This window comes from Marisediminitalea lipolytica, assembly GCF_001758465.1.
GTDB lineage: Bacteria > Pseudomonadota > Gammaproteobacteria > Enterobacterales > Alteromonadaceae > Alteromonas > Alteromonas lipolytica.
Genome location: NZ_MJIC01000015.1, coordinates 266,319 through 289,644, shown reverse-complemented (window position 1 = coordinate 289,644; position 23,326 = coordinate 266,319). Strand labels below are relative to the sequence as shown.

20 protein-coding genes are annotated in these 23,326 nt (G+C 49.2%); 11 read left to right on the top strand and 9 right to left on the bottom strand.

Going from position 1 to position 23,326, the window contains the following annotated elements; genetic code table 11:
• Positions 1–33 precede the first annotated feature (33 nt).
• Positions 34–567: a YgjV family protein gene (locus BFC17_RS15800; protein WP_268235979.1), complete on the top strand. Its 534-nt coding sequence runs from the start codon at positions 34–36 to the stop codon at positions 565–567.
• Between the two features lie 12 nt (positions 568–579).
• Here BFC17_RS15800 and BFC17_RS15795 read toward each other — a convergent pair whose 3' ends face one another.
• From BFC17_RS15795 to BFC17_RS15785, 3 genes are all read right to left on the bottom strand, one after another.
• Positions 580–3,156 carry a PKD domain-containing protein gene (locus BFC17_RS15795; RefSeq protein WP_070177456.1) on the bottom strand — a complete coding sequence of 859 codons (2,577 nt, stop codon included), beginning with the start codon at positions 3,154–3,156 and terminating at the stop codon, positions 580–582.
• A gap of 106 nt (positions 3,157–3,262) precedes the next feature.
• Complete coding sequence (locus BFC17_RS15790; RefSeq protein WP_070177455.1) at positions 3,263–3,676, bottom strand: hypothetical protein; 414 nt, start codon at positions 3,674–3,676, stop codon at positions 3,263–3,265.
• Between the two features lie 96 nt (positions 3,677–3,772).
• Complete coding sequence (locus BFC17_RS15785) at positions 3,773–5,809, bottom strand: winged helix-turn-helix domain-containing protein (protein ID WP_070177454.1); 2,037 nt, start codon at positions 5,807–5,809, stop codon at positions 3,773–3,775.
• 204 nt (positions 5,810–6,013) lie between these two features.
• Between BFC17_RS15785 and BFC17_RS15780 the strand changes: the two genes are divergently transcribed.
• Both BFC17_RS15780 and BFC17_RS15775 read left to right on the top strand, forming a co-directional pair.
• The gene (locus tag BFC17_RS15780) at positions 6,014–6,643 is read left to right on the top strand and encodes a YqiJ family protein (RefSeq protein WP_070177453.1); all 630 of its coding nucleotides are present in this window, start codon (positions 6,014–6,016) and stop codon (positions 6,641–6,643) included.
• A 71-nt stretch (positions 6,644–6,714) separates the two neighbouring features.
• A complete protein-coding gene (locus BFC17_RS15775) occupies positions 6,715–7,155 on the top strand; it encodes a DUF1294 domain-containing protein (protein WP_070177452.1) in 441 nt (146 codons plus the stop codon).
• Positions 7,156–7,191: 36 nt separating this feature from the next.
• Here BFC17_RS15775 and BFC17_RS15770 read toward each other — a convergent pair whose 3' ends face one another.
• Complete coding sequence (locus tag BFC17_RS15770) at positions 7,192–7,437, bottom strand: SlyX family protein (protein WP_070177451.1); 246 nt, start codon at positions 7,435–7,437, stop codon at positions 7,192–7,194.
• 1 nt (position 7,438) lies between these two features.
• Positions 7,439–8,434: a WD40 repeat domain-containing protein gene (locus tag BFC17_RS15765; RefSeq protein WP_070177450.1), complete on the bottom strand. Its 996-nt coding sequence runs from the start codon at positions 8,432–8,434 to the stop codon at positions 7,439–7,441.
• Between the two features lie 209 nt (positions 8,435–8,643).
• On the opposite strand from BFC17_RS15765, the gene fkpA reads away from it, so the two are divergent.
• Entirely contained in the window at positions 8,644–9,411 is a 768-nt protein-coding gene (gene fkpA, locus BFC17_RS15760) for an FKBP-type peptidyl-prolyl cis-trans isomerase (protein ID WP_070177449.1), read from the top strand.
• A gap of 361 nt (positions 9,412–9,772) precedes the next feature.
• On the opposite strand, the gene BFC17_RS15755 is transcribed toward fkpA, so the two are convergent.
• The 3 genes from BFC17_RS15755 to BFC17_RS15745 all read right to left on the bottom strand — a co-directional run bounded on the left by BFC17_RS15755 (position 9,773) and on the right by BFC17_RS15745 (position 12,892).
• Positions 9,773–10,060, bottom strand: coding sequence for a hypothetical protein (locus tag BFC17_RS15755; protein ID WP_070177448.1), 288 nt, complete (start codon positions 10,058–10,060; stop codon positions 9,773–9,775).
• A gap of 347 nt (positions 10,061–10,407) precedes the next feature.
• Positions 10,408–11,391 carry a GGDEF domain-containing response regulator gene (locus BFC17_RS15750; protein WP_139142105.1) on the bottom strand — a complete coding sequence of 328 codons (984 nt, stop codon included), beginning with the start codon at positions 11,389–11,391 and terminating at the stop codon, positions 10,408–10,410.
• A gap of 106 nt (positions 11,392–11,497) precedes the next feature.
• Positions 11,498–12,892 carry a sigma-54-dependent transcriptional regulator gene (locus BFC17_RS15745; RefSeq protein ID WP_070177447.1) on the bottom strand — a complete coding sequence of 465 codons (1,395 nt, stop codon included), beginning with the start codon at positions 12,890–12,892 and terminating at the stop codon, positions 11,498–11,500.
• 268 nt (positions 12,893–13,160) lie between these two features.
• Between BFC17_RS15745 and BFC17_RS15740 the strand changes: the two genes are divergently transcribed.
• The 7 genes from BFC17_RS15740 to BFC17_RS15710 all read left to right on the top strand — a co-directional run bounded on the left by BFC17_RS15740 (position 13,161) and on the right by BFC17_RS15710 (position 22,070).
• Positions 13,161–14,417, top strand: coding sequence for a PP2C family protein-serine/threonine phosphatase (locus tag BFC17_RS15740; protein WP_083271775.1), 1,257 nt, complete (start codon positions 13,161–13,163; stop codon positions 14,415–14,417).
• The gene (locus BFC17_RS15735) at positions 14,414–14,857 is read left to right on the top strand and encodes a hypothetical protein (protein ID WP_070177445.1); all 444 of its coding nucleotides are present in this window, start codon (positions 14,414–14,416) and stop codon (positions 14,855–14,857) included. Before BFC17_RS15740 ends, BFC17_RS15735 begins: the two co-directional genes overlap by 4 nt.
• A complete protein-coding gene (locus BFC17_RS15730; RefSeq protein ID WP_070177444.1) occupies positions 14,850–15,791 on the top strand; it encodes a hypothetical protein in 942 nt (313 codons plus the stop codon). Before BFC17_RS15735 ends, BFC17_RS15730 begins: the two co-directional genes overlap by 8 nt.
• A complete protein-coding gene (locus BFC17_RS15725; protein ID WP_070177443.1) occupies positions 15,791–18,652 on the top strand; it encodes an SLBB domain-containing protein in 2,862 nt (953 codons plus the stop codon). Before BFC17_RS15730 ends, BFC17_RS15725 begins: the two co-directional genes overlap by 1 nt.
• The gene (locus tag BFC17_RS15720) at positions 18,645–19,703 is read left to right on the top strand and encodes a GumC domain-containing protein (protein ID WP_070177442.1); all 1,059 of its coding nucleotides are present in this window, start codon (positions 18,645–18,647) and stop codon (positions 19,701–19,703) included. Before BFC17_RS15725 ends, BFC17_RS15720 begins: the two co-directional genes overlap by 8 nt.
• Before the next feature lie 131 nt (positions 19,704–19,834).
• Positions 19,835–21,157: a lipopolysaccharide biosynthesis protein gene (locus tag BFC17_RS15715; RefSeq protein ID WP_070177441.1), complete on the top strand. Its 1,323-nt coding sequence runs from the start codon at positions 19,835–19,837 to the stop codon at positions 21,155–21,157.
• On the top strand, positions 21,144–22,070 hold the full coding sequence (locus BFC17_RS15710; RefSeq protein ID WP_070177440.1) for a sulfotransferase family protein: 927 nt from the start codon (positions 21,144–21,146) through the stop codon (positions 22,068–22,070). The genes BFC17_RS15715 and BFC17_RS15710 overlap by 14 nt, the downstream gene beginning before the upstream one ends.
• Here BFC17_RS15710 and BFC17_RS15705 read toward each other — a convergent pair.
• Positions 22,058–23,326, bottom strand: coding sequence for an O-antigen ligase family protein (locus tag BFC17_RS15705; RefSeq protein WP_070177439.1), 1,269 nt, complete (start codon positions 23,324–23,326; stop codon positions 22,058–22,060). The genes BFC17_RS15710 and BFC17_RS15705 overlap by 13 nt on opposite strands.

Genomic DNA, 23,326 nt, shown 5'->3' with positions numbered 1-23,326 from the left:
TAGCCAACAATAACAGTAAGTAATTACTTAATCTTGTTCCCTGACCTTCCCGAATTCAATCTGGCCCAGGCCTTTGGCATGCTGAGCTTCGTGCTCGGCATCCTGTGCTTTTATCAAAAAGATGATCAGCACCTGCGCATTATGATGGTGGTGATGAACTTAAATCACGCCCTGCATTTTGCGCTGCTGGGCGCCACAACGGCTTGCCTGAGTGCGTTGTTATCGGTGGTCAGAACCGGCTTATCCATTAAAACCCGCTCCCGCATTGTTGCTTATATTTTTATAGCGATAACGCTGGCGCTGGGTAGTTATCTGGCCGATGAATGGTACGACCTATTTCCCATTCTGGGTACCTGCATAGGCACTTATGCCCTGTTTTGCCTGGCCGGCATTAAAATGCGACTGGCGTTTTTATGCGGGGCTATCTGCTGGCTGACCAATAATATTCTGGTGGGCTCAATTGGCGGTACGTTGTTGGAAATGACATTACTGATGGTGAACTGCTTTACGATATGGCGGTTATACCGGCTAGGGAAATTGAAGATGTCAGGAAGCGATGCTTCCTGACATAAACGATAGTTACTGTGCAAAACACATATCTGTTAAACACTGAGTCTCTGTGGCAAGCTCAATATAGTAAGTCTGCTCTCCGTATTGATTCCACCAACGCATTTGAATATATCCATCCAGGCTTTCGATACCGTAATCAGACAGCAAAAACTTATGCTCACCTTCCTGCTCATAACTCAGATCCCCTATAAATGATGTCGGTTCTTCAAGAGTAGATGACGGAAAATAGGTAATATCTACATTATCTGCCCCTTCCGTTTTCCATGACAATCTCGCTTTCCCCACTAGATCGGCGTCAAGATAATAGTAGAAAACCGTCGGTGCCTGCTCGCTGACATAAGAAAGTGAGAAATCTAATCTTGTGTTACCATAGCTATTTTCCAGCAGTGCATACACATTAACAGTCGACGCGACATCTTCTTCCTCCACGACGTATTTGGCCTCAGCGCCCTCTGGCAAGCGGGTACCTCCATCTGTGATGGCGATTGAATATACTTCAACTGTATTGTCTTCATCTTGAATAAAACCACCACCAACAGTAAGAATGTTATGGGTAATGGTTTGTTGGCCATCTACTTCCTCAAACTTCGGAAACAAGGTGGCACTCCAGGAAGTAAACTGAGGCTTATCATCATCAGGCAGGGTCATGTTTAATTCAATATCTTCACCCAAGCACACAAATGAACGCTTAGAATAGTTAAGACCATCAGATAAGGTAAAACTGTAATAACTACCCGACATTACACGTGATTCGACCGGCTTCCCATAATAAGTAAAAGCGGATGTTATCACGCTGTAAGGCCAGCCCGGCGTTGTTCTTGCCATACGACCGGACAGACCAGAGCCTTCTTTGGGGCCAGTAATATTAATAGTAATATCACACCATTTAGAACGTTGTTCACCGGGAAGATCTGAACCTGGGGCGACAGGACCTGCGCCAGGATAGCCCCATGCATCAGCGTTAAACCATGAAAAATGGCTGGTAGTTGCCTTCAGAGCAAATCCTGTTGGGCTAGTAGTGGATGTTACCACTTCGCCCATACCTTCCTGCATCCATATCCCTGTTTCTTCATCCAGGATCCAAAAAGGAATGCTGTCACCTTCCTGTACTGTATCGCCTCCCAAATGTTGAGCCATAAACAAAGGCACTTCTAGCTCCATGGTATTACCGGGAATCAGTTGTAAGGTTTCTCCCTCATAGATGAAGGTCATTTCCACTAAACCGTAACTGGCAATTTCAACCGGCTCCCCTGGCAAATCTGTCGCCTCTCCCATAAAACTACCAGGAAAGGCATTACGATCAAGCGCGTCACTAATATCCACGGTAGTCATTGTCAGCGTTACCGTATCGGAAATAATCGTGCCGTCAGTGGTTTGCAGTGAATAGGCCGGCACGGTTAATTTTGCACCATCACCGGTAACGAATTCGCCGCCGAGTGTGGTGTCCACTTCAAATCCTTGTCCCAACTGTTTGAAGGTGACATCTTTACTCTGGTTAATCTTCGCACCGTCGAAATAAACTAACGCATCGGTGTACCCGTCTAGCGCTATCCTTAAGAGGCTAGCGTTGTCCTGCGGTAACAAGCGAATTAACAGTTGTTGATACTCGTTTTCTGAATAACTCTCAATCTCGTAATCAGAGGATAATACGGTTACGTCGCTAATATCTTCGCCTTCGCTACCACGCATATTGATGGTCAATGTGATGTATGGGTCGACTACCTCAATCCAGTCTTCGTGCGTGACGCTATCGCTGCCATCCGCAGTCACGCTTAACGAAACGCTGTATGTCCCCGCTTCGGTGTAGGTATGGGAGGGGTTAGCCTCATCACTGGTAGTACCGTCGCCAAAATCCCATAGCCATTGGGTAATCTCTCCACTACCGGCAGAAGAGGTATCGGTAAAGGTCACTGTAAATGGCATATCGCCTGAGGTTGCCGATACTTCCATTGCCGCTTCAGGTGGCACCGCAAGCACAACAATTGGCTCTTCCGCAGTACTGGAGTGGGAACTGTATTCATCACTCACCGTTAAGCTGACTGTATACTCTCCAGACGCGGTGTAAGTGTGTTCCGGCGATGATTCGGTGCTGGTATTGCCGTCACCAAAATCCCATTGCCACTGGTTGATTGTGCCAGTGCCCTGGGTTGAATCATCGCTAAAGGTAACGGTTAGCGGCGCATCTCCCGTGGTAGCACTTACGCTAAACGCCGCAACCGGAGGCAGCGCTTCAACACTGATTAAGTCAGTGCGGGTTTGAGTGTCGGTACCGTCTTCTGAGGTGACCGTTAAGCTGACGGTATAAGTACCCGGAATGGGGTAGTCATGCTGCGGGTTTTGCAAACTGCTCGTGTTACCGTCACCAAACTCCCATAACCACTGATAAATGTCATCACTGCCATCATCAGAGGTATCGGTAAATGTAATCGTTATCGGCGCGGTGCCGCTGGTTTCATTTACTGTGAAACTCGCCGAGGGTGCTTCCGTTTCATCGTCCTTATTAAATAAATCGCAGCCGCTTAATGCACCGAGCAGCAAAGTGAGGGTGGTTACACGGGTAACTAATGGGTATTGGGTTATGTCCATGGTCTTCTCCTGTTGAACCTGACCATGTCACTTTGCGTTTTATTTTTCTGAGTTACCTGAATCTAGTCTGAAACTTTCTGAAAACGCTATATTTCAATACGTTAACTCATCTTTTAGTCAGTATGAACGGTGCACTAACAGCGCCATCCAGGCGCTTTACACACAGGTCATTACCGGGCTGAACAAAGATTTCTGAACCGGCAGGGCAGCTTATTAGCGTTGGTTCCGCCATTGCGCTGAGACACCTGTCCTCCATATGCTGATAATCGGCATTCAGCGTTGAATATGGCGCCTTGCAGGGGGCTGGCTCCACAAAACTTTCCTGCGGATAACGAATACAGCGAGCTGCCTGATGGCGGGCTTCAAAAGTAAAACCGTTTGGGCAGGTATAAAACTGGTCGCTGCCGCCGTCAAAAGCATAAACTGCGCTGGTATTGTGCTGAAAGACAATAAGTCCACACAAAACAACAGCAACAATCAGAAAGCAAACACGATAAGGGTGTCCAGTTAGCATTAACATAGTGGTCTCCGGCATATTAAGTCATCAATATGCTCGCAGCCCCGAAACTGAAAAGCCTGAAATAAACCCTGAAAAACCTGAAAGTGGCTGAATTAGCTACAACACCCGCGCCTGCATGTAGTCAATATCCCGCTTTACGCCGGTGTCAGCGTCATGCAGAAAGATATCCAGATACTTTTGATGTGCAGCCGACCATTGCTCACCCAGGCCTTGTTTTACCGCCAGGGATTCATCCACTGCCTGCTGTAGATTGCCTTTACAATGCGCATAGCTGGCTTTTAGCAGGCTAAAATTGGGGCGGGGGTCAAACCATTCATATTTTTCCTGTTCTGCCAGTAAGTCAGGCACTGGCGCAGGGTTGTTCTGGTTAAGATAAATCAGCGCCATCACGGCAGAGGAATAAGAACGCACATAGGTAAATTGCTCGCCGGCTTGCTCAAATGCTTCTTTTACCAGCGTTAATGCACCGTCCAAATCACCTTTTAATACCGCTATATCTGCCAGCTCAGTTTTAACTAGTAACAATCCTTCTTCATCACCGGCCTGCCGGTACAATTCAGCAACCTGCTTAATCAATGAGCTGGCCTCATCCAACCGGCCTAAATTGCGTTTTTGTTGTGCCAGCGCCGACATCGCATAGGCAAGATAAGCATTCGCCTGAAACTGGCGAAAAATAGCCGCGGCATGTTCGTATTGTTGGGTGGATTCAATGGAGTTTGGTTCCTTTAAAAACAACGCATTGCCTAAATTCAAGCTGGCCTGGGCCTCACGTAACGTTAACTGGTGCTCACGGTACACGGTAATAGCCTGTTGCAGATATTCGATGGCTTTTTCGGTATCACCCAGAGCGGTGTAGCTTGACCCGGTATTCATTAACAAATTGCCCTGCATTTCGAATTCGTTGGCGTTTGCAGCAATCGAAATTAACGGCAGGCTTGCCTCTACCGAGTCTTGCAACAGGCCTTTAGCGTAGAGAGTATTGGCAGTTAAATTACCCAAAAACAGCTTCGCTCTGGCTGAATCAGCTTGTGGTATCAATGCCGTGGTGGCCAGCTCAGCACCGGGGTAATTGCCTGTGCGATACATCACATCGGCCAGATAGGCGCGCGCCCAAAAAAAGTCATCCTGCTGCTGTAACGCCATTCGCAACGCATGTTCGGCAGAGGCATAGTCGCCGTGATATAACGCGCTTACGCCCATGGCAAACTGCATATTGGCGCGCTGATTAGCACTGTAAAGGGGTCTAAGCTCCAGCCTTTCCTGCATCACCGGTACCAGTTGGCCCACCGCATGAGTGAGCATTTGCCGGGCCGCTTCCATCACGCTGTCATGATTAAAAATAAATTCAGGGGATTGCAAGGTGGCTTGCACAATGCGATAGCTCAACGCAGGTTTGCCTTGCAGTACCTTAAGTTCAGGAATTACCAGGGTCTGGCAACCCAACGCTTCACATACTAGGGTAAATTTTCGCGCAGCATCAGCTGTGGGTTCAAATGGCAGCGCATTAAGGCCACTTAACACCGAATCCACGTCGGCAATCTGAATATCCGGATATTCCCTGAGTTGTTGAGTGAGCATCGACATTATGCCAAATTCGGCCCAGCTGTCCTGCACATCACCCGTTTGTACCCATACCGGCAACACGACCACGCGCTGAGACGTATCAACCAGGTAACTGTCTGGTTTGCGCCACCAATCGCTGATCAAGAGTAAAGCGCCCAGTAAACACACGCCAAATATCGCTGGCCATAGCAGCTTGTTCCCGGCTTTTACTGGTTCTGACGTATCCGCAGCCTCGCTAACCTGGGTAACAGCCTGCGTGACTGGCTCAATAAAACGAAAGCCTTTACCACGAACGGTTTGAATAAAGTCGGTGTCGGGGGCATCTGCATTTAATAACTGACGGGTGTCAGAGACTAATCGTGAAATGGAAGCTTCACTGACAAATTGATCGGGCCACAAGGCATCAAGGATCTGATCTTTGGTAATCACTTCGCCGGGACTGGCGACTAACAACAGCAGGAAATCGCTAATCTTGCCGGCGGTTACTCTGGGCTCACTCTGAAAATACAATCTGCCAGTTTCACTGTCGAGAGTAAATTCTGCAAACTGGTAATGGGTATGCCCGTTCATAAACACTTCCGGTGTTAGTCATCCTCTGGCAACGATTACGGGCCTGGTGCGCCCGCTTTCAGTTACTCATATTCCAATCACTTAAGCTTACCCTGATAGCTTGAGGAAGCAAGCCAACGGCGTCAATTCCAAAAGTTTTGCCAACCTAATGCTTTGGGATTAAACTGGTTTCTTGCTTTTAGCTCTACCATCAGGGACGGTGGCATGTTGTCATTCTTATTAGATGATGCCAATTTCTGGTTTAGCTGTGCGCTGGGCATTGTTATAGCGCTTTTTATACTGGAAATGGCAGGGATGTTTCTTGGCGTAAGTCTGATCGGGCTCATTGATGATCAGGCCGCCCTCGATACCGACGCAGATGCGTCATCAGGTTTCACTCAGTTTGGCAGTTGGCTGGCGCTCGACCGCTTACCGCTGCTGGTTTGGCTGGTCATACTCTTCACCACCTTTGGTATAGCAGGGCTGCTGTTTAATTTTATTGCGCTGTCAGCTACCGATGCACTATTACCGCGTTGGCTAATTCTGCCATTAGCGTTTATTTGCGGTCTATTTTTAACCGCACGCTTTGGCGCTTTAATTGGCCGCCTGCTCCCCAAACAAGAATCTTCTGCAACCACAGCTGACGAAATGGTCGGCACCGTTGGCCATATAACCGTTGGCGTAGCACGGGTCAACAGCCCGGCCGAAGGCAAATTTATCGACAAACATGGCCAGCCCCACTACCTGCTGGTAGAGCCTATTGAGTCAGAAGAGCACTTTAGCCAGGGTGAAAAAATATTATTAATACAAAAGCGGGACTACCGCTGGTTAGCAAGTCGTTATACAGACCTTTAACCATTTTTGCTGGCAATGTTCGCGCATCTTGCAGTCTATGTCATAAACAACGAACCTGAATACCATATACAATGAACAATAAAACCTCAGCGGTTAACGCTTCAGCAGGCTCACAAAATCAGTCATCAAACAAAAAGTCGAAGCGGCCTAAAAGCTGGCGTTCACTGGGTTTGTACCTCACCTCATTATTCATCCTGGTGCTAATTGTTGCGGTGCTGCTGGAACGCTTGTCACTACTGGCACTGTACGCCTATGGCTCGTTGAGCTTGCTGACGTTTATGGTGTATGCATGGGATAAGGCAGCCGCCAAACGTGAACGGCGCAGAATACCGGAAAAATATCTGCAAATTCTTGCCCTGGCAGGAGGATGGCCTGGTGCTGCTCTGGCGCAACGGATAGTCAGGCACAAATCGAGCAAACGCCCATTTCAGATATTATTCTGGCTAATGACCGCACTAAACTGTGGTTTACTTGGCTTTTGGATTTATCTTACCGGTCAGGGCCTGGTCTGACCGATTGTGCAACGGCAGGAAGCCCAATAGCCGCTATTAGTAATGCGGCGGCGGCGTTTCTTCCGAAAGTTTGGCAATGTTGGACGGCTCCATGCCCTTTACCTTGTCGATAACATGGCGCAGCTGGTACTGCATTTTGTCTATTTGCTTCTGCTGATTGGATAGTGCTTCATTTAAAGCGTCTATCGTGTGTTCCTGAAAAGCAACTTTCGTCTCGAGCTCAGCAATGGCATCTTCAGCCCTGGCCAGCTCAGCCGCCAGTATTTCGTTAGTTGTTGTCATATCAGGGCATACTCCAAAGTTCTGCCAAACCGCTACTGCTTACCGACAGCACGTGCTTATCATCGATAAACCCTACGCCGTATACCACAGCAGAAGGGGGGGACATGTTTTCCCGCGGCGCCACTTTCCATTCACCAACTTGTTTACCCGTAGCCACTTCCCACAGGTATAAACGTCGGGATGGCGCACCAGTAAGCAAGTACTTACCATCTTTAGAAAACACCGCGTCGGTAAATATTTTCTGGCGCGCAATATACTGTAATTGGCTGATGGGTTCACCTGTTTGTACATTCCAGATTTGCGATTTTTGCTGGCTGTCTGCAGTAAAGGCATAGCGGCCTTCGTCATCGAGGGCGACCAGGGTTACCCGACTGGGGTGGGTAAAGGTGTGGATCACCTGTCCGCTATCCGTATTCCACAGGTAGGCCACATAATCGTTACCGCCGGTCAGGGCATAGCGGCCATTGGGCGTAATATCCACACTGTTAATGCGTTCCTGATGCCCCAAAAACTCAATCCGCCGACCACTCTCGGGTTCAAAAAACATGACCTTGCCATTAGAGCGGCCAACTAACACACCACGGCCATTATCAGATACGGCAACATCGCGGATACTCGACTCGTCAATACGCCAGAATCCGATGGGCTCTCCGGAAGTCAGACTCCAGATAGCAAATGCTTCGCGATCCGCGGTCACCGCAAACAAACTGTCAGCACTGATATGCACATTGGCCACCAGATTATTACTCTGATCGCCCCCTTCACTTTGATGACTCCACTGAAACAAAGGCTGCGCTTCACCAAACCGCCACACATGAATGCCATTATTGATACCCGACACAACACTTAACTGTGCATCGGCAGATACATCGGCTGCGTAAGCGCCTTCATCCACTATCCGCCACTGGTTATCCGGCGTGCTGTCGGCCACCATGCAACTGGTGAGTAACATGGCCAGGAAAAGAGTGATGAACGTTTTGGCTTGTGCTGTTGTCATATGGCTTTCTTATTGCGAATGCTCGCATTAACATAGCATGAAATGGTGATAAGCGTCGCGAATCCCGGCGTTTTACCGCAATGCGAAGCCGATATTCGTATTTATTTTAACAGGCGTGTTACAGTAACGCGCAATTAAACCAGATTAGCTATTTAATTTGCTGCAGCCTTAAAAGTGGCGCTGCTCAATACCAACAAACGGAGAAGTTTATGCAAAAGTCGCTCGTTGCCCTGACCATTATGGCTACTTTAGGTCTGGCTGCCTGCCAGCCGGAAAAGGGCACCACTACTGAAACCGCACAGGTTCCAAAGCTGACTAAAGAAGAAATGACCGATGCACAAAAGCAAGCCTATGCCATGGGCGCAAGCATGGGTATGTTCGTGTTTACCCGCGACAAGCAAATGCAACAATTCGGTGAAAGCATCGATAAAGAAGCCCTGATGCAGGGTATGAAAGACGGTATGGCTAACTCGCTGATTTTTGAAGCGGCTGAAATTCAGCAAATCGCTCAGCAAGGCGAGCAGGCGATGCAAGCCAAACAACAGGAAATGGCTGGCAAAATGGCCGTTGAAAACCTGGAAAAAGGCGCGGCATTCCTGGCTGAAAACGGCGCCAAAGAAGGTGTAGTAACCACTGAGTCTGGTCTGCAATACGAAATCATCGCCGAAGGTGAAGGCAGCAGCCCGGTTGCAACCGACACCGTAAAAGTACATTACAAAGGCACACTGCTGGATGGTACTGAGTTTGATTCATCTTACTCTCGTGGCGAGCCAGCGGTATTCCCACTTAACCGCGTTATTCCTGGCTGGACCGAAGGCGTACAAACCATGAAAGAAGGCGGCAAAACCCGTTTCTTCATTCCTGCTGAACTGGCCTACGGCGAACGCTCTACTGGCAATATCACGCCAAACTCAACGCTGATTTTCGAAGTAGAATTACTGGAAGTCATCAAGCCTGAAGCAGAAGCAGACGAGTAATATTAGCAGCGCTGCATTTGGCAGCGCTTTTAATTGCTTACCGTAAAAAAGGAAAAAGCCGACATCTTAATTGTCGGCTTTTTTACTTAGCACCTGTCCTTGCTCATCAGTAAGTCCATACTGTTTGCATACTGGTACCAGTCAGCAAAGCTGGCAACGCATGCGCCCAAATACGCATTTGGGATTCGTTTTGTTTGCACTATTAAGACTAGCGTAAATTTCTGACTTTGCCTGTTGAAGGCGGCTATTTTTTACGAACTTTTAACACTTAGAGCAGGTGCTTTTATTACGATTTGAACTGAGGGAATGGGTTTTGAAGCGCAGGCAACCCATATAGCGTTACCTGCCAAAAGAAACATGCTTAAGAAATTACACTTCGGCGGCGGTTAGTCGGCAACATAAATTTGCCAACCTGCTGTAATAAAAACTTACCCGTACGGTACATCGCCAGGCAAATCAGCACTGACACCATGGTTTTTGTGCCCTCATCGGTGCTGAAGGCATTAATGGTTGTCAGGATAAACATTAAAACACCGCTGAGTAATAACATAAAGCCCATTAAACACAACCCGAGCGCACTGGCTGTGGGTCTTTTTTCGCTGCGCTTAGCCGTTGGCTGCGCTTGCTGTGACAGAGAGTATCGATTCATGGTTTGGCTTCGTATAGTTGTAAACGGTTTCATTACTACTGTTAGTCAGCAACAAGATGAATTCGTTCAAAAAATTTACATTTTGATTACAATACCCGAGAACCGTTTGTACCACTATGGGTCTTTAGTATAGATAACAATCGCGATTTGCATTTATTATAAACAACAATTTCAATTTTGTCGCCAATCAGCTACAGGTATTATCGGCATTTCGCATAAAACTTTTACTTCTTATAAATAATTTTTATGTGTTTCGGGAGTTTTTTGACACTCTCTGTACTCATACCTGGCTTTTATCAGTAACTAAACACAACTACCGGTAACCATGTAACAGCCATCTGTCACCGTTATTCTCTGCTGACCACGCAATTTCTTCCGCCATTTTTAGCTTCGTAAAGCAGTTCGTCGGCGCGCGAAATCAGGTTGCTCAGGTTGTCGTTTTTACGTAAATGGGTCACACCAAAGCTGGCCGTCACATTACGGTTAAGAATATCTGTGTCAAAGTTGATGTTAGCGATGGATTCCCGCAATCGGTCAATAATCCCTGATGCATTTTGCAGCTGGCATTCAGGCAGGATGATACAAAATTCCTCGCCACCTATTCGCCCCAGCATGTCCACTTTTCTTAGCTCCATCTCCACTACACTGCATATCCTTTGTAGTACCTTATCCCCGGCATTATGACCAAAGTTGTCATTGATTCGCTTAAAAAAGTCGATATCAAAATAGGCTATCGACATCGCGTAGTTGTAACGCCGGCATCGACTTATCTCGTTTTCTAATAAATTAAATATGTGCCTGCGATTAGCAATTCCCGTTAATTCATCAAAATGGGCCTGACGGCTAAGGGTTTCCTGGGTTTTGACCAGTCGCCTTCGCATCTCAGCTATGCGGGTCATCGCGCGCATTTTTGCCAGCAAGGTAATACTGTCGACAGGTTTTGTCAGGTAATCATCCGCCCCGCATTCAATACCCATGGCAATGCTTTGAGGGTCGTGCTGACCGCTTAGAAAAATGATCGGATGCCACTCCAGAAAACTTTCCGATTCCATCTTGCGAATTTGCGCTGCAAGCTGATAACCACTGATATCGGGCATCTGAATGTCCATGAGAATCAGGTCGATATTAAGCTTAGGGGTCTGCAAACATTGCAGCGCAGAATCAGCCCCCTCCGCTTCGATTACTTTTACACCGAATCGCTCTAATATGGCACTGAGTAATGCACGCTCTGTCGCTGAATCATCTACAACTAATACATTTAGCGGATCAGAGAAGGAAATCTTACTCTGAATAGTTGTTAAAGGATTCTCGCACTCTGTTTTAAAATTCACCCGAACTCCCACTGCTACTACGTTGTGCTTTCCTGATGGATGAATTCAATTCTGCAAACTATGCGCCAATCAAAAAAACAAAAATTAATTCAGTGGGTTATAAAAATCACTCCCAGGATACTTTTTTGCGATAAATAGTCGACGGGCTCACTTCCAGTAATTGCGCAGCCTGGGGGATATTCCCGTCGCAAAATGCAATTGCCGCTTCTATGGCTTCTCTTTCGGTAACGGCAAGCGGTTTTATCACCATCGGCGATACCGCTGCCACGGGCACCTGAGGTATATCTGGCGCCCTGATACTGCTATTGTCAGCCACTGAAACGGTGTTCAGCGGGTGGGGAAGATGCTCTATTTCTACCTGCGTTGCATTATGCAATACCACGATATTCTGGATCACGTTCTGTAATTGCCGCACGTTGCCTGGCCAGTCATATTGCAGAAACAGTTGCTGCACTTTGTCACTTAAACTAGTGAAATCTTTATTTTCTTCGGCTGCAAATTGCTTAAGAAAATAGTCAGCGATTGCCAGCGTGTCGGTGCCACGTTCGGCTAGTCTGGGCAAGTGGATAGGAATAACCTGCAGCCGGTAGTAAAGGTCTTCGCGAAAGCGACCGGCTTTTACCTCATCCAGCGGTTTTTTATTCGTGGCGCACACAAACCGTATATCCACACTGATCTCTTTATCACTGCCTACCGGTTGAAATTTCCCGGTTTGCAAAAAGCGCAGTAACTTTGTTTGCAGGTCCATATCCATTTCGGCTATTTCATCAAGAAACAGCGTGCCACCATTAGCCTGCGCTGCCACGCCCTCCCGGGATTTCTGAGCACCGGTAAAAGCCCCTTTGATGTGACCAAAGATCTCACTTTCCATTAACTCCCGCGGAATAGCGCCGCAGTTTAACGCAATAAAAGGCGCATTTTTTCGTGGGCTTTGTTCGTGAATAGCCCGGGCGCAAACCTCTTTGCCTGAGCCACTTTCACCCGTTATAAATACAGTGGCGCGACTGGGTGCCGCCGCTTCAATAATTTTGTATATGGCCTGCATTGCCAGACTGCTGCCAATAAAACCCTGGTACTCGCTACGCGCATAGGTTTTTTGTAATGTTTCCACCTGTTGGCTCAGGGCGATTTGTTTAAGCGCATTCTTAACCGTGGTGATCAGTCGCTTACCGTCGAAAGGCTTTTCGATAAAATCCATTGCCCCCAGGCGCATGACTTCTACCACGGTATCAATTGCATTTTGCGAAGTGATAATTACCACTTCTATCTGTGGCGTCCCCTGCTTAATCCACTCCAGCAGTTCCATACCGTCAATATCGGGCAAACCGAGATCCAAAAGTACCAGCGCTGGCTGGTGTTTAGTCACCAGGAATCTGGCCTCCGCGCCATTTCCGGCTGTCAGCAGCTCGACGTTTTCATTGCGTAAATATTGCTGGTACAAAATATTAAGCGAGGTGGAATCTTCAACGATTAGCACCTTTTCCTTTGCTAAAACTGGCATGTTCTCTCTCCCGATTTCCTGAATTCAGCCGCCAAAACACCGTAGTGGCTTTTTAAACGTAGTCGAAATTTGCAATTTGCAAAGCTCGGTTCTTGATCATTTCGCCAAACTCAGACTAATGGATAGGTAAAAAACAGCATATCCATCACGTTCTACAATTTTAGCCGCAAAATCACCAACTTTAGCTACAAAATTACCCAACCTGCGATTTGGCACCTAACTTGCTCAACACTAAAACAGTAATATCGCAATTAAGTCAGAGGTGCTTATGAAACTACATTCCCCACAACCAGAGGCCATGCGCAGTCAATGTCGCCAGGACTGTGGTGAGGTATTGTTAGTAGACGACAACGCCGCTGATCGTAGCCTGTTAAAAGCCATGCTGGAAAAGCTGGATTATCGGATATGGGAAGCTGAGAATGGCAAACAAGCCTTAGAGCAGCTCTCGTGCCGCCCCTTTGACATGGTACTCAGCGATTGGATGATGCCTGAAATGACGGGGCCAGAACTTTGCCAACGCATTGCCACGCGATTTGAAAACAAGCCTTACATTATTTTGATTACTGGCCGGCAGGAAACCAATGACCTTATCCGTGGTATCGAATCCGGTGCCGATGACTTCTTAACCAAACCTTTTCACTATGACGAGTTGCGGGTCAGGGTTCATGCCGGCTCACGCGTAGCTAAATTGCAGCGTAAATTGCTTGAACAAAACCTTATTCTGGTTCGCCACCTGCATCAGCAACATAAACTGGTAGAGCAGAACAAACAAGAACTGACACTGGCCGCCAGAGTACTGATGGCTGATTTGCCAGACAGTATTAATGTTTACGGCAAAAGCGTTGAGGTATATGGCCAGTTGAAACCGGCCAATACCCTCGGCGGTGATGTGCTCAATCACTTTATGCTCGACGATGCCCATTTGGCATTTTACCTCATAGATGTGGTCGGCCATGGCGTTTCTGCGGCACTTAACGCGTTTCTGTTATCAAAAACCCTGGTACGCCACGATGACCAGCAATCGCTGCTGTATCAAAACCAGCAACTGCGTTCGCCGGGCGAAGTTGCCAGTGCACTTAATACCCAATTTTTTGATCCGCTCTCCACCTCACAGTACTTCACCATGATTTATGGCGTACTTAACATAAATACCGGCGATGGTGTGTTTTGTCAGGCTGGTAGTCCTTCGCCAGTGATTTGTGATACCGACGGACACTGCACCGAGCCCGGTCACGGCGGCTTCCCGGTCGGCCTGATTGATAATGCCACCTTTGAAGAATATGCCTTTACACTCAAACCCGGACAGCGCTTACTGGTATTTTCTGACGGCTTTGTTGAGCTGGATATCGACAACAGCCGGTGTCAGCAGCAGCGCCTGTATGCGCTACTTAGCGCCACCGCGTCGCTGCCGTTAGACCAGGCCATCGCCTATTGCTACAACGAAGTGGAAAACTGGACTGAGCACCATACTCAGCTCGATGACATGTCTATGCTGGCCATTCAAATGCGGGAGGCCGGGCAATGAAAAACAGCGCTGGCAGAAACGAATCAAGCCGCATTTTTGCTGACTACACCATAAGTCGGCTGGCTCCTGAGATCCGCGAAAGCCTGACTAACCGTCAGCTCAACGGTATTCGTGAAGCAATCTTTGCCACCCAGTCTGGCTCTCACCATAAAGTCGACTGCCGGTTTACCGTACCGCTGTTTCTGGCCCGCTATTATGTGGTTTTTCTGGTTGGCCGTGACCGGCGTAAGAAAACCCGGTTACTCGAAATGCGCCGCAATCAGAGCGGTAATATCCAGCTTGCCCCGCTCATGTCATTTTTGCTGTTAAGCCTGTTAATCTGCCTGCTGTGGCTTGCCGTGTTCATTACCCTGTACTGGCTTAAACGCGAATTAGGCATCGATATTTTTGAGAACTTCCACCTCATGGATTTACTCCCACGAGGAGTGGTTGATGAATAGCCGTATCCCCATACTGTTGAGTCTGCGCTTTTTACCGTTCTGGATTGCACTGTTGCTGCTGTGTGGCTGTGCCTCTCATGAGTATGTCATTAACGCGCCAAAACACGACAGCGAAGCCCGGTTTGAGGATTATGCAACAGCCACTTTTACCCGGGTTCACGATGTATTTACCCCAATCCGCCTGCAAACCAAAGCCGACAAACAGCAATTGCAGGTAAAAGTGAGCAATCTGCTGGTGTTAATTGACACCAGTCTGGACGAGCAGGCGCCTGAGCACTACTCGCCTTATTTTTTGCCCGCCTACGAAGCCCTGCACCGGTTTGTTCACAGCACCCCTGATTTACCCTTGCAAACCAGCGTTTTCGAGATTGGCCAATCCGCCCGTTACAGCCTGTCGGATTTGCAGTTTACCGCCGGGCAGCAAAACCTGGCTCAGGTGTCACCACGATTTGACCTGCATGAACTCGATTTAAAACTGGAAAAGCGAGATCATCTGCCATCATTGGGGCAGGGTCAGCTGGCAGAATCACTGGATATTCTGACCGCAAATCCATGGCAGTTCAGTGAGCCACTGACACTGTTAATTATCGCCCCATGGCAACAAATTAATGTGCACTCAATACGCGCGCTTAACATGTTTAAAAAGCGTATGGCGATCCATCAAGGCGTTTGCGTTTATATGATTGGCATCGGTGCCAGGCACTCCCGCTCACGCTTTGATAACGCCGAAGACTGTGGCTTTTCGGTTTCGGCCGAGTGGATCGCGCAACCGGCTGAAATGGCCTATTTTGTTGAACGCATGATGTATTCCTTCCCGGCGGATACCGACAACGACGGAATCTACGATTTTGTTGATCAGTGCCCTGACTCTCTGCCAGGCCGTATCGTTAATTCCCAGGGCTGTTATCAGTTCACTTCAGGACGGAGCCACTAATGCACACGACCTCACATTATCCTGTCAGCCGGGGCCTGTGCTGGCTGTTACTGCTTACTTTTGCACTGCTGCCAGCAAAAGTAGCAGCCAATGATCCGCGTATTGGCGTGTTATGGCCAGAAGACGTACAACGCCAGAATGCCGTAAAAGCCGCTAGCCAGGGGCTTGATGAACCCTTAGCTGAACCGGCAGTGGCCATTAATCAGCCTAACCCGTTAACCCTGCTTCCCGACATGCCTTCGGAGCTCGAAAAAGCGGTTTCAGAAACACTGGAGCCCATCACGCTGGAAGAGCAAATTCAGCAACAGGTTGTGCAGTCTGAGCTGAGTCAGTTTGGCTACGACATTTTTGCTGTTACCCCCACTACCTTTGCCCCGGTAGAGGGAATACCAGTACCGCCGGACTATATTATTGGTCCCGGCGATACCTTTGTGCTGCAAATATACGGGCCCTCTGATGTGGAATACCGCTTGGTTGTTACCCGCGAGGGACGCCTGCTGATCCCCGAAATTGGCGATATTCAGGTGGCCGGGCTGACCTTTGAAGAAGCCAAACTTACCCTGCAGCAAACCATCACCAAAATGCGTATAGGTGTTAAAACCGTTATTACTCTGGCAGACCTGCACACCATTCAGATTCTGATGGTAGGGGATGTAAGTCGGCCGGGTATGTATACCGTAAGTGGCTTATCCTCGCTGTTAAACACGCTGATCACCACCGGTGGCGTAAAGCGTACCGGCTCCCTGCGGGATATTCAGGTGCGTCGTCACAACCAGGTGGTCGCACGCATGGATATCTACAATGTGCTGCTCAGGGGCATGGATGAGGACAATATTTACCTTCGTCAGGGCGATGTCATCTTTGTGCCGCCCATTGGCCCAACAGTTAGCATTGCAGGCGAGGTGCATCGCCCGGCCATTTACGAACTAAAAGCAGAACAAACCGTGGCCGACATTGTCGCCCTGACCGGTGGATTGCTGCCCACTGCCGATATCGCAAAATCTCACATCGAACGGATTACTGCCGACGCTCAGCGGACTCTGCTGACCATCGGCAAACAGGATGCAATGGCAACGTTGCCTGTTCGCAATGGCGATGTCGTACGGGTGTTCCCGGCGCTGAAACGCATGGCCGACGTGGTGGTGTTGTCCGGCCATGTGATGCATCCCGGCGGCTACCAGTGGCGCCCGGGCATGCGTGTTTCCAGCGTGATTAACAACGTCTCAATGCTGCGTCACAGCACCGACTTTACGGTAGCCATGATCCAACGGGAGGACCGTAAAACCAAACGTATTTCCGTGCGCTACTTTGCCCTGGGAGACGCGTTGTCAAAGCCGGGGAGCCAGCAGGATATGCCGCTTGAGCCCAGAGACCAACTGGTGATCTTCGATACCCAAAGCGCCAGACAGAAGCTGGTCCAGCCAACGCTGACTAAAATAACCCGCCAGCAAAGCGGCTCACAACTGGCCAGTACCTTTGAGCTTAAAGGGCACATCGATCATCCGGGTACTTACCCGTTGGAACATGATAAACGGCTGCTGGATCTGGTGAAGGCCGGTGGTGGGCTCCGTCCGGGCACAGACATGCAGTACAGTCTGCTGGTAAGAACCGACCCGGTTAGTAAACACATCGGCTTTATTCGCCTTAACCTGCAGAAGGCCCAGGCCGATGAGCAGGGCGATCACAATCCCTTGTTGCAACCCGGCGATAAACTGTACTTATTTGGCAGCCAAACCAACCGCGCCGCTCTTATTGCTGATGATGTCGCACAATTAAGGGCGCAAACCCGCTACGGAGAATTGTCGCCGGTGGTTACTTTGTCTGGTGAGGTCGTGCACGCCGGCGTGTACCCGGTAACACCAGGCATGCGCCTTAAAGATCTCATTGCAGCCGGAGGCGGCATGACCGAAAGAGCCTTTGGCGAGTTTGCCACCTTGTCTCGCCAGGCACTGCTGGCTTCGCAGCAAACCACTACGGATACGCTTAACATTTCGCTGGCCGGGCCGGACCAGTATGGCCTCGACAGTAATATGATTGTGCATCCCTACGATCACCTCACCCTGCGCGTTAAACCGGACTGGGTCAGCCAACCTAAATTAGTCCGTATTGAAGGCGAGGTGGCTTATCCCGGCGAATACCGGGTGGGTAAGTACGATACGCTGTGTTCTGTTGTGCAGCGTGCGGGGGGCTTTACCGAGCACGCCTATCTGTTTGGCGCAGTGTTCCTGCGTGACAGCGTAAAGCAAAAAGAGCAGCAGGCGCTGGATAAGCTATTTGAGCAACTGGATGATTTACTGGTGGATGTCCATTTATCGCCGGGCTACCAAAAAGATCAGAAACTGCCGGTGAACAAAGGCGCCACGGATATTCTTAAAGTGATGCAGGGCCTCGACCGTCCTCAGGCTGTCGGCAGAATGGTGATTGATCTGGAATCGGCGGTCAGTCGCTGTGATGAGCGCCATGACATCGTGCTGGAAAATGGCGATCGATTGATTGTGCCCACCTTGCAGGATGAAGTCAGCGTGGTGGGGCAGGTTTATCAACCCTCATCCCATCATTTCCGTAGCGACCGCGCGGCCTTTGATTACGTTAATTTAAGCGGTGGCACCAAACAGTTTGCTGCCATCGAACATATTTACATTGTGCAGGCCAACGGCGAGGTGATGTCAGTCCGCTCATCACAGAGCAGCTGGACCTGGCTGGGCAAACCGAAAAACTTAACCGTAACGCCGGGCGCAACTATCTATGTACCGCTGGATGTGGATCGCATCAATGGCCGGGAGTTCTCTGAATCCTGGGCAGAGCTAATCTATAAAATGGCTATCTCAGCCGCCGGACTGAAGTTTATTCTTAATGACTAAGCCTGTCGCTCCACCTCACCCACCGGCGCAGCAGCCTTTGCCAACCCAGGCAATGCCTTTTGGCGTCGACGATGATGTTGATCTCATCGAATACTTAAACGCCATTTTACGGTTTAAGTACCGGATTGTGCTGTGTGCGGTGCTGGTTGCCGGCGTGGTCTTCGGGTTGTCGCTGATGGTGGAAAACCGCTACATGTCTACGGCAGTGGTCGCGCTTAACATAAAAGAAAAGCCCGGCGGTGTGTCACCCAAGGAATACCGCGCCAGTGATGCGCTTGGCCTGCTTGAACATGATTTTATTATCGAAGGCGCGCACTCCAATGAACAGGACCGGCTACTGGCCCGGATGCGTTCGATGAAGTTCAGCCAGACTTTTATTCAGGAAAACCAACTGCTGCCCTATATCTTCCACAAACAATGGGACAGCGCGTTGCAACAGTGGAAAGGCGAATTTAAACCGGATTTACGTGAGGCCGGCATGACTTTTATGACCACCCTGCGCGGCGTGGAACTGGACGAAGCAACAGGTCTGTTACGCATTAATTTTACCACCCGTGATCCAGCGCTTTCGGCTACCCTGGCAAATACCTTTGTGGCCCGGTTTAACCAGTATATTCGCGATGCTGAAGCCAGCGAACTGGAGGCCAGACGAGAATACCTGACCCAACGCCTCAACGAAGTCGACAACATCGAGTTACATAAATCTATCTATCGCCTGATGGAAACGCAGCTCGCCGCCGAATCGCTGCTGTACGCTCGCACGGAATACCCGCTTGAGCTTATTCAGCCAGCGTTTCCGGCGTTATATAAAACTTATCCGCTACGCAAAAAGTGGGCGGTTATGGCGATGCTCGCCACCATTATGCTCGGCATTATGATTGCCATTGGCAGCGTGCTGTTTGGCAAGATTAGACAGGCCGTATCGGCCTATCAGGTTAAGCAGGTTGAGGACTTGCTTGCTCCCGCGCAGAAACCCGCGGCGGCACCAACTGAGGAACACCAAACGGACGATACCCGCTATCGCGGCGATGAATGGATAGATGATAAATAACCCGCTTATTGGTTTGTAGCTGGCACTGTGCTTGCTCTGGTACCAACAGGATTAATCAGGGTTGCGTGCTCAACACGCAAATTGGACATTTTTTCGCAAAATGCAAAACCCACTAACCAGAGTGTTGAAAAATGCAAAAGCGCCCGATGATACAAGTGTTACTTACCCGCTCGGTTGGCCTGGGTTTACAATTAATTCTGACGCTGGTGATGGGGCGTTATCTTGGCGCGGTAGGTGTTGGCCAGTATACGCTGTACAACACCTGGATGGTGACGCTGGGCTGTCTTGGCGACCTTGGGCTGCCTACCCTTGCCCTACGCAACGTATCAGTGAGCGCCGAACGCGGTAAGTACCAGCAGATTCGCTATTACATCAAACAAGCCTTAAGCCGGTTACTGCTGCTTGGCGGCGTTTCGGCGCTGGTATTAATTATTGGTTCGCTGGTCATTGGTCACTTTGTTACACAGCAGTCCGCGTTACTGCCTTTATTTCAGCTGGCAGTAATTACTGCCGTCTTCTTTATTATTATGCGCGTGCTATCTGAAACCCTGAAAGGACTTGGTTATATTAACCTGGCGTTTAGCCTGGATACCTCTTTACTGCCGGTTTTATTGTTACTGATAATGGGCATAAGCTGGCTGGCCGACGCCCCACTGTCAGTATTTCAACTGGTGTTGTGTCATCTGCTATTTTCCGTGTTGATTGTGGTTATTATGGGACTGGTGTTTTTTACGCTGATCCGCAAAGCCGCCACCGGAGACTTGCCAACAGAACAAGCCCAAACAACCACGCCCGCAACAACAAGCCTGTTCACCCGCCAACTGATTCCAATCTGGGTTGGTGGCTGTCTGGGCATGCTGAGCCTGAATCTGCCGGTATTATTTTTGCCGCTTTACGCCAGTGCCGAAGAAACCGGTATTTTTGGCGTGAGTTACCGGCTGATGCTGGCGGGCACATCAGTGCTAACCACCCTTGCATCCTATTACGGTCCGGTTTTCGCCCGGGCCTATGCCAATCAGGATACCCAGCAATTAAAGCGCAGTTTGCGCCACTCCCAGAAAGTGTCGTTAATGGTTTATCTGCCGTTTTTCCTGCTGTTTACGCTGTTTTCAGAGCCCTTGCTGGCGCTTTTTGGCGATGAATTTACCGCCGGTGCCTCGTTACTGGGGATCATGGTGTTTGGCCAGCTAGTGAATACCTCTACAGGACTGGTAGGTATCATGCTGAATATGATCCACCGCGAAAAAGAAGAGTTTGTTATTCAGCTTGGTAACCTGATTATTACTCTGATTTTACTCAATGTGCTTGGCGCTTTATATGGCGTGTCGGGCATTGCAACAGCCTGTGCTATTAGCATCGGGCTCAAGAATATTCTGTCTTATATTGCCGCTCAGCAATTTCTCAGCCTGAGCCAAAGCCGATGCTATAAGGAAACAAAACATGAAACCGCTTGATTTTTTGATTATTGGTGCACAAAAATCCGGTACGACCTCCCTGTTTAAATACTTAAATCAGCATCCGGACATTGCGATGCCTGCGGATAAAGAAGCCCCCTATTTCACCAATGACAGCTTGTATAACGCTGGCTGGCAGGCGTATCTGGATAATTACTTTGGCGGTGCAAGCCCCAACCAGCTGTGGGGCACCGCCAGTCCTCAGTACATGAGTGATTTAACCGCCGCAAGCCGAATTACCCGTGATTTGCCGGATACCCGACTGGTCGCCATTCTGCGCAACCCTATCGACCGCGCTTACTCACACTACCTGATGCAAAAGCGACGGGGCCTCGACCAACGTTCTTTCGACGCCGCCGTAGATACCCTGTTGCAGCAAGACCGCGTAAGCCATGCCAGGGAGCATCAGCCGGTATTCAATACCGAAATGAATTATGAGGATGAGTCCGGCCATTATCTGGTTCTGGGCGAATACGGCCGAATTCTGCACACCTATCGTCATTTCTTTGCCCGTAACCAGATACTGGTGTTGTTTATGGACGAGCTCACCGAGCGCCCACACGAGACAGTAACCCGGGTACTCGAATTTATCGGCGCAGACAGCCACAACGTGCCAGACAATGTAGGCAAGGTTTATCATCAGGGCGGTGGCAAACAGATTATTCCTAACGCCTGGCGTAACCAGTTAAAAACCAGCGGACTGTTCCGAGTCTTCTGGGACCGGATACCTGAACGCACTAAAAGCAGCATTCGTTACTGGTACGATCAAAAAAATGTCCGCAAGGAGCAGGATAAGAGCGGTCCGTCGGAACAGGCTAAACAGCGCTTGGCTGAATTTTATCGTGGCGATATCCAGCAGTTACAGACTCTCACCAATCAGGCCGTTCCCTGGTCAGAATTTCAGGCAGAATAAGCGGGGGATGCGAGCAGGGCTTGCCTGAGCTTGTGCTGCCAGGCCGAGGTTAAGCCAATACTGAAAGCAGCCAGGGTTAACCCCGGAATATATACCAGCGCCGGATTAAGCAGGATATTGATGAACAGCGCGATAAACACCACACTCAGAGCCACCAGCAAAGCATGTACCTGACCATACACCCGCCGGTAGAGCCAAATGGTTCGCACCAGCCGCTGAATGATAAAAATACTGAAAAAGATATACAGCGCAGCCCCTACCAGGCCGTATTTGAACGCTGTGCCTATCAGACCTAAGTCGGCCGAATAAAACTTGTACCAGAAAATATCCTGCTCTGTTTTGCTGTAACCGCTTTGCTGACCAAAGCCAAGAAACGGATGTTCAGCTATCGAATTAAGCGCAATGGAATAGGACTTTAACCGCACACCGTCGCCTTCAGACGAGGCGTTCTCCAGTTTGCCTGCCACGGTCATACTCACCGTTAACACCAGCATAATAATCACCGGAATTGATAAGAAGAACACGCCAACCCGTTGCTTACGCAGAAAGAACAGCAGGTAAACCAACGAAGCCAGTATCAGTGATGCCGCCATCGACCGCGCCTTAACCAGAAACCAGATATAACCCACCACCAGCACAACCACAAACCATCCCAGTGTTTTTGCCGCACTGCGACTCTTTACTAACTTTACTGGAGCCAGCACCGACAACATAAACAGTGCAATGGACGACGGTTTTAACCGATAACCACGCCACGGATCAAAGGTCACCAGTCCGGCAATGGTGGGATCCGAGGAAAAATAAGCCGCCACCAAATCCAGTCGGATATAGTGAAAGAGGTAGTTAAACGCCAGAAATATCAGCGCATAAACGAATACCCGTTCCAGCGTTAGCAAGTCATAACCCATGCGGTATAAATAGTAGATAGCCGGGCCAAAGAAGATAATTAAGAACTCACGGGAGGCCATGATACTTGGCATCACCGGCACATTAGCATTTTGCGAAAACAACCAGGCTGGCAGAAAAAAGGTGTAGGCGATAAAGCACAAAGTGGCGAAAAACCACCAGTTCCAGCGCAGATCAGCGCGTCTTATCTGTACCGCGCTCATTAGCGCACTGTACAGGAACAAACTGAGTGACATCAGCAGGCCAAGCTCCTGCACCCGGTTTGCCATAAAGTACCTGCCGCCCTGAAAGCCGGTATAAAAAATGATAAAAAAAGCGAGCCCGAGCAAGGCGCTGAATTTCAGTTTCAT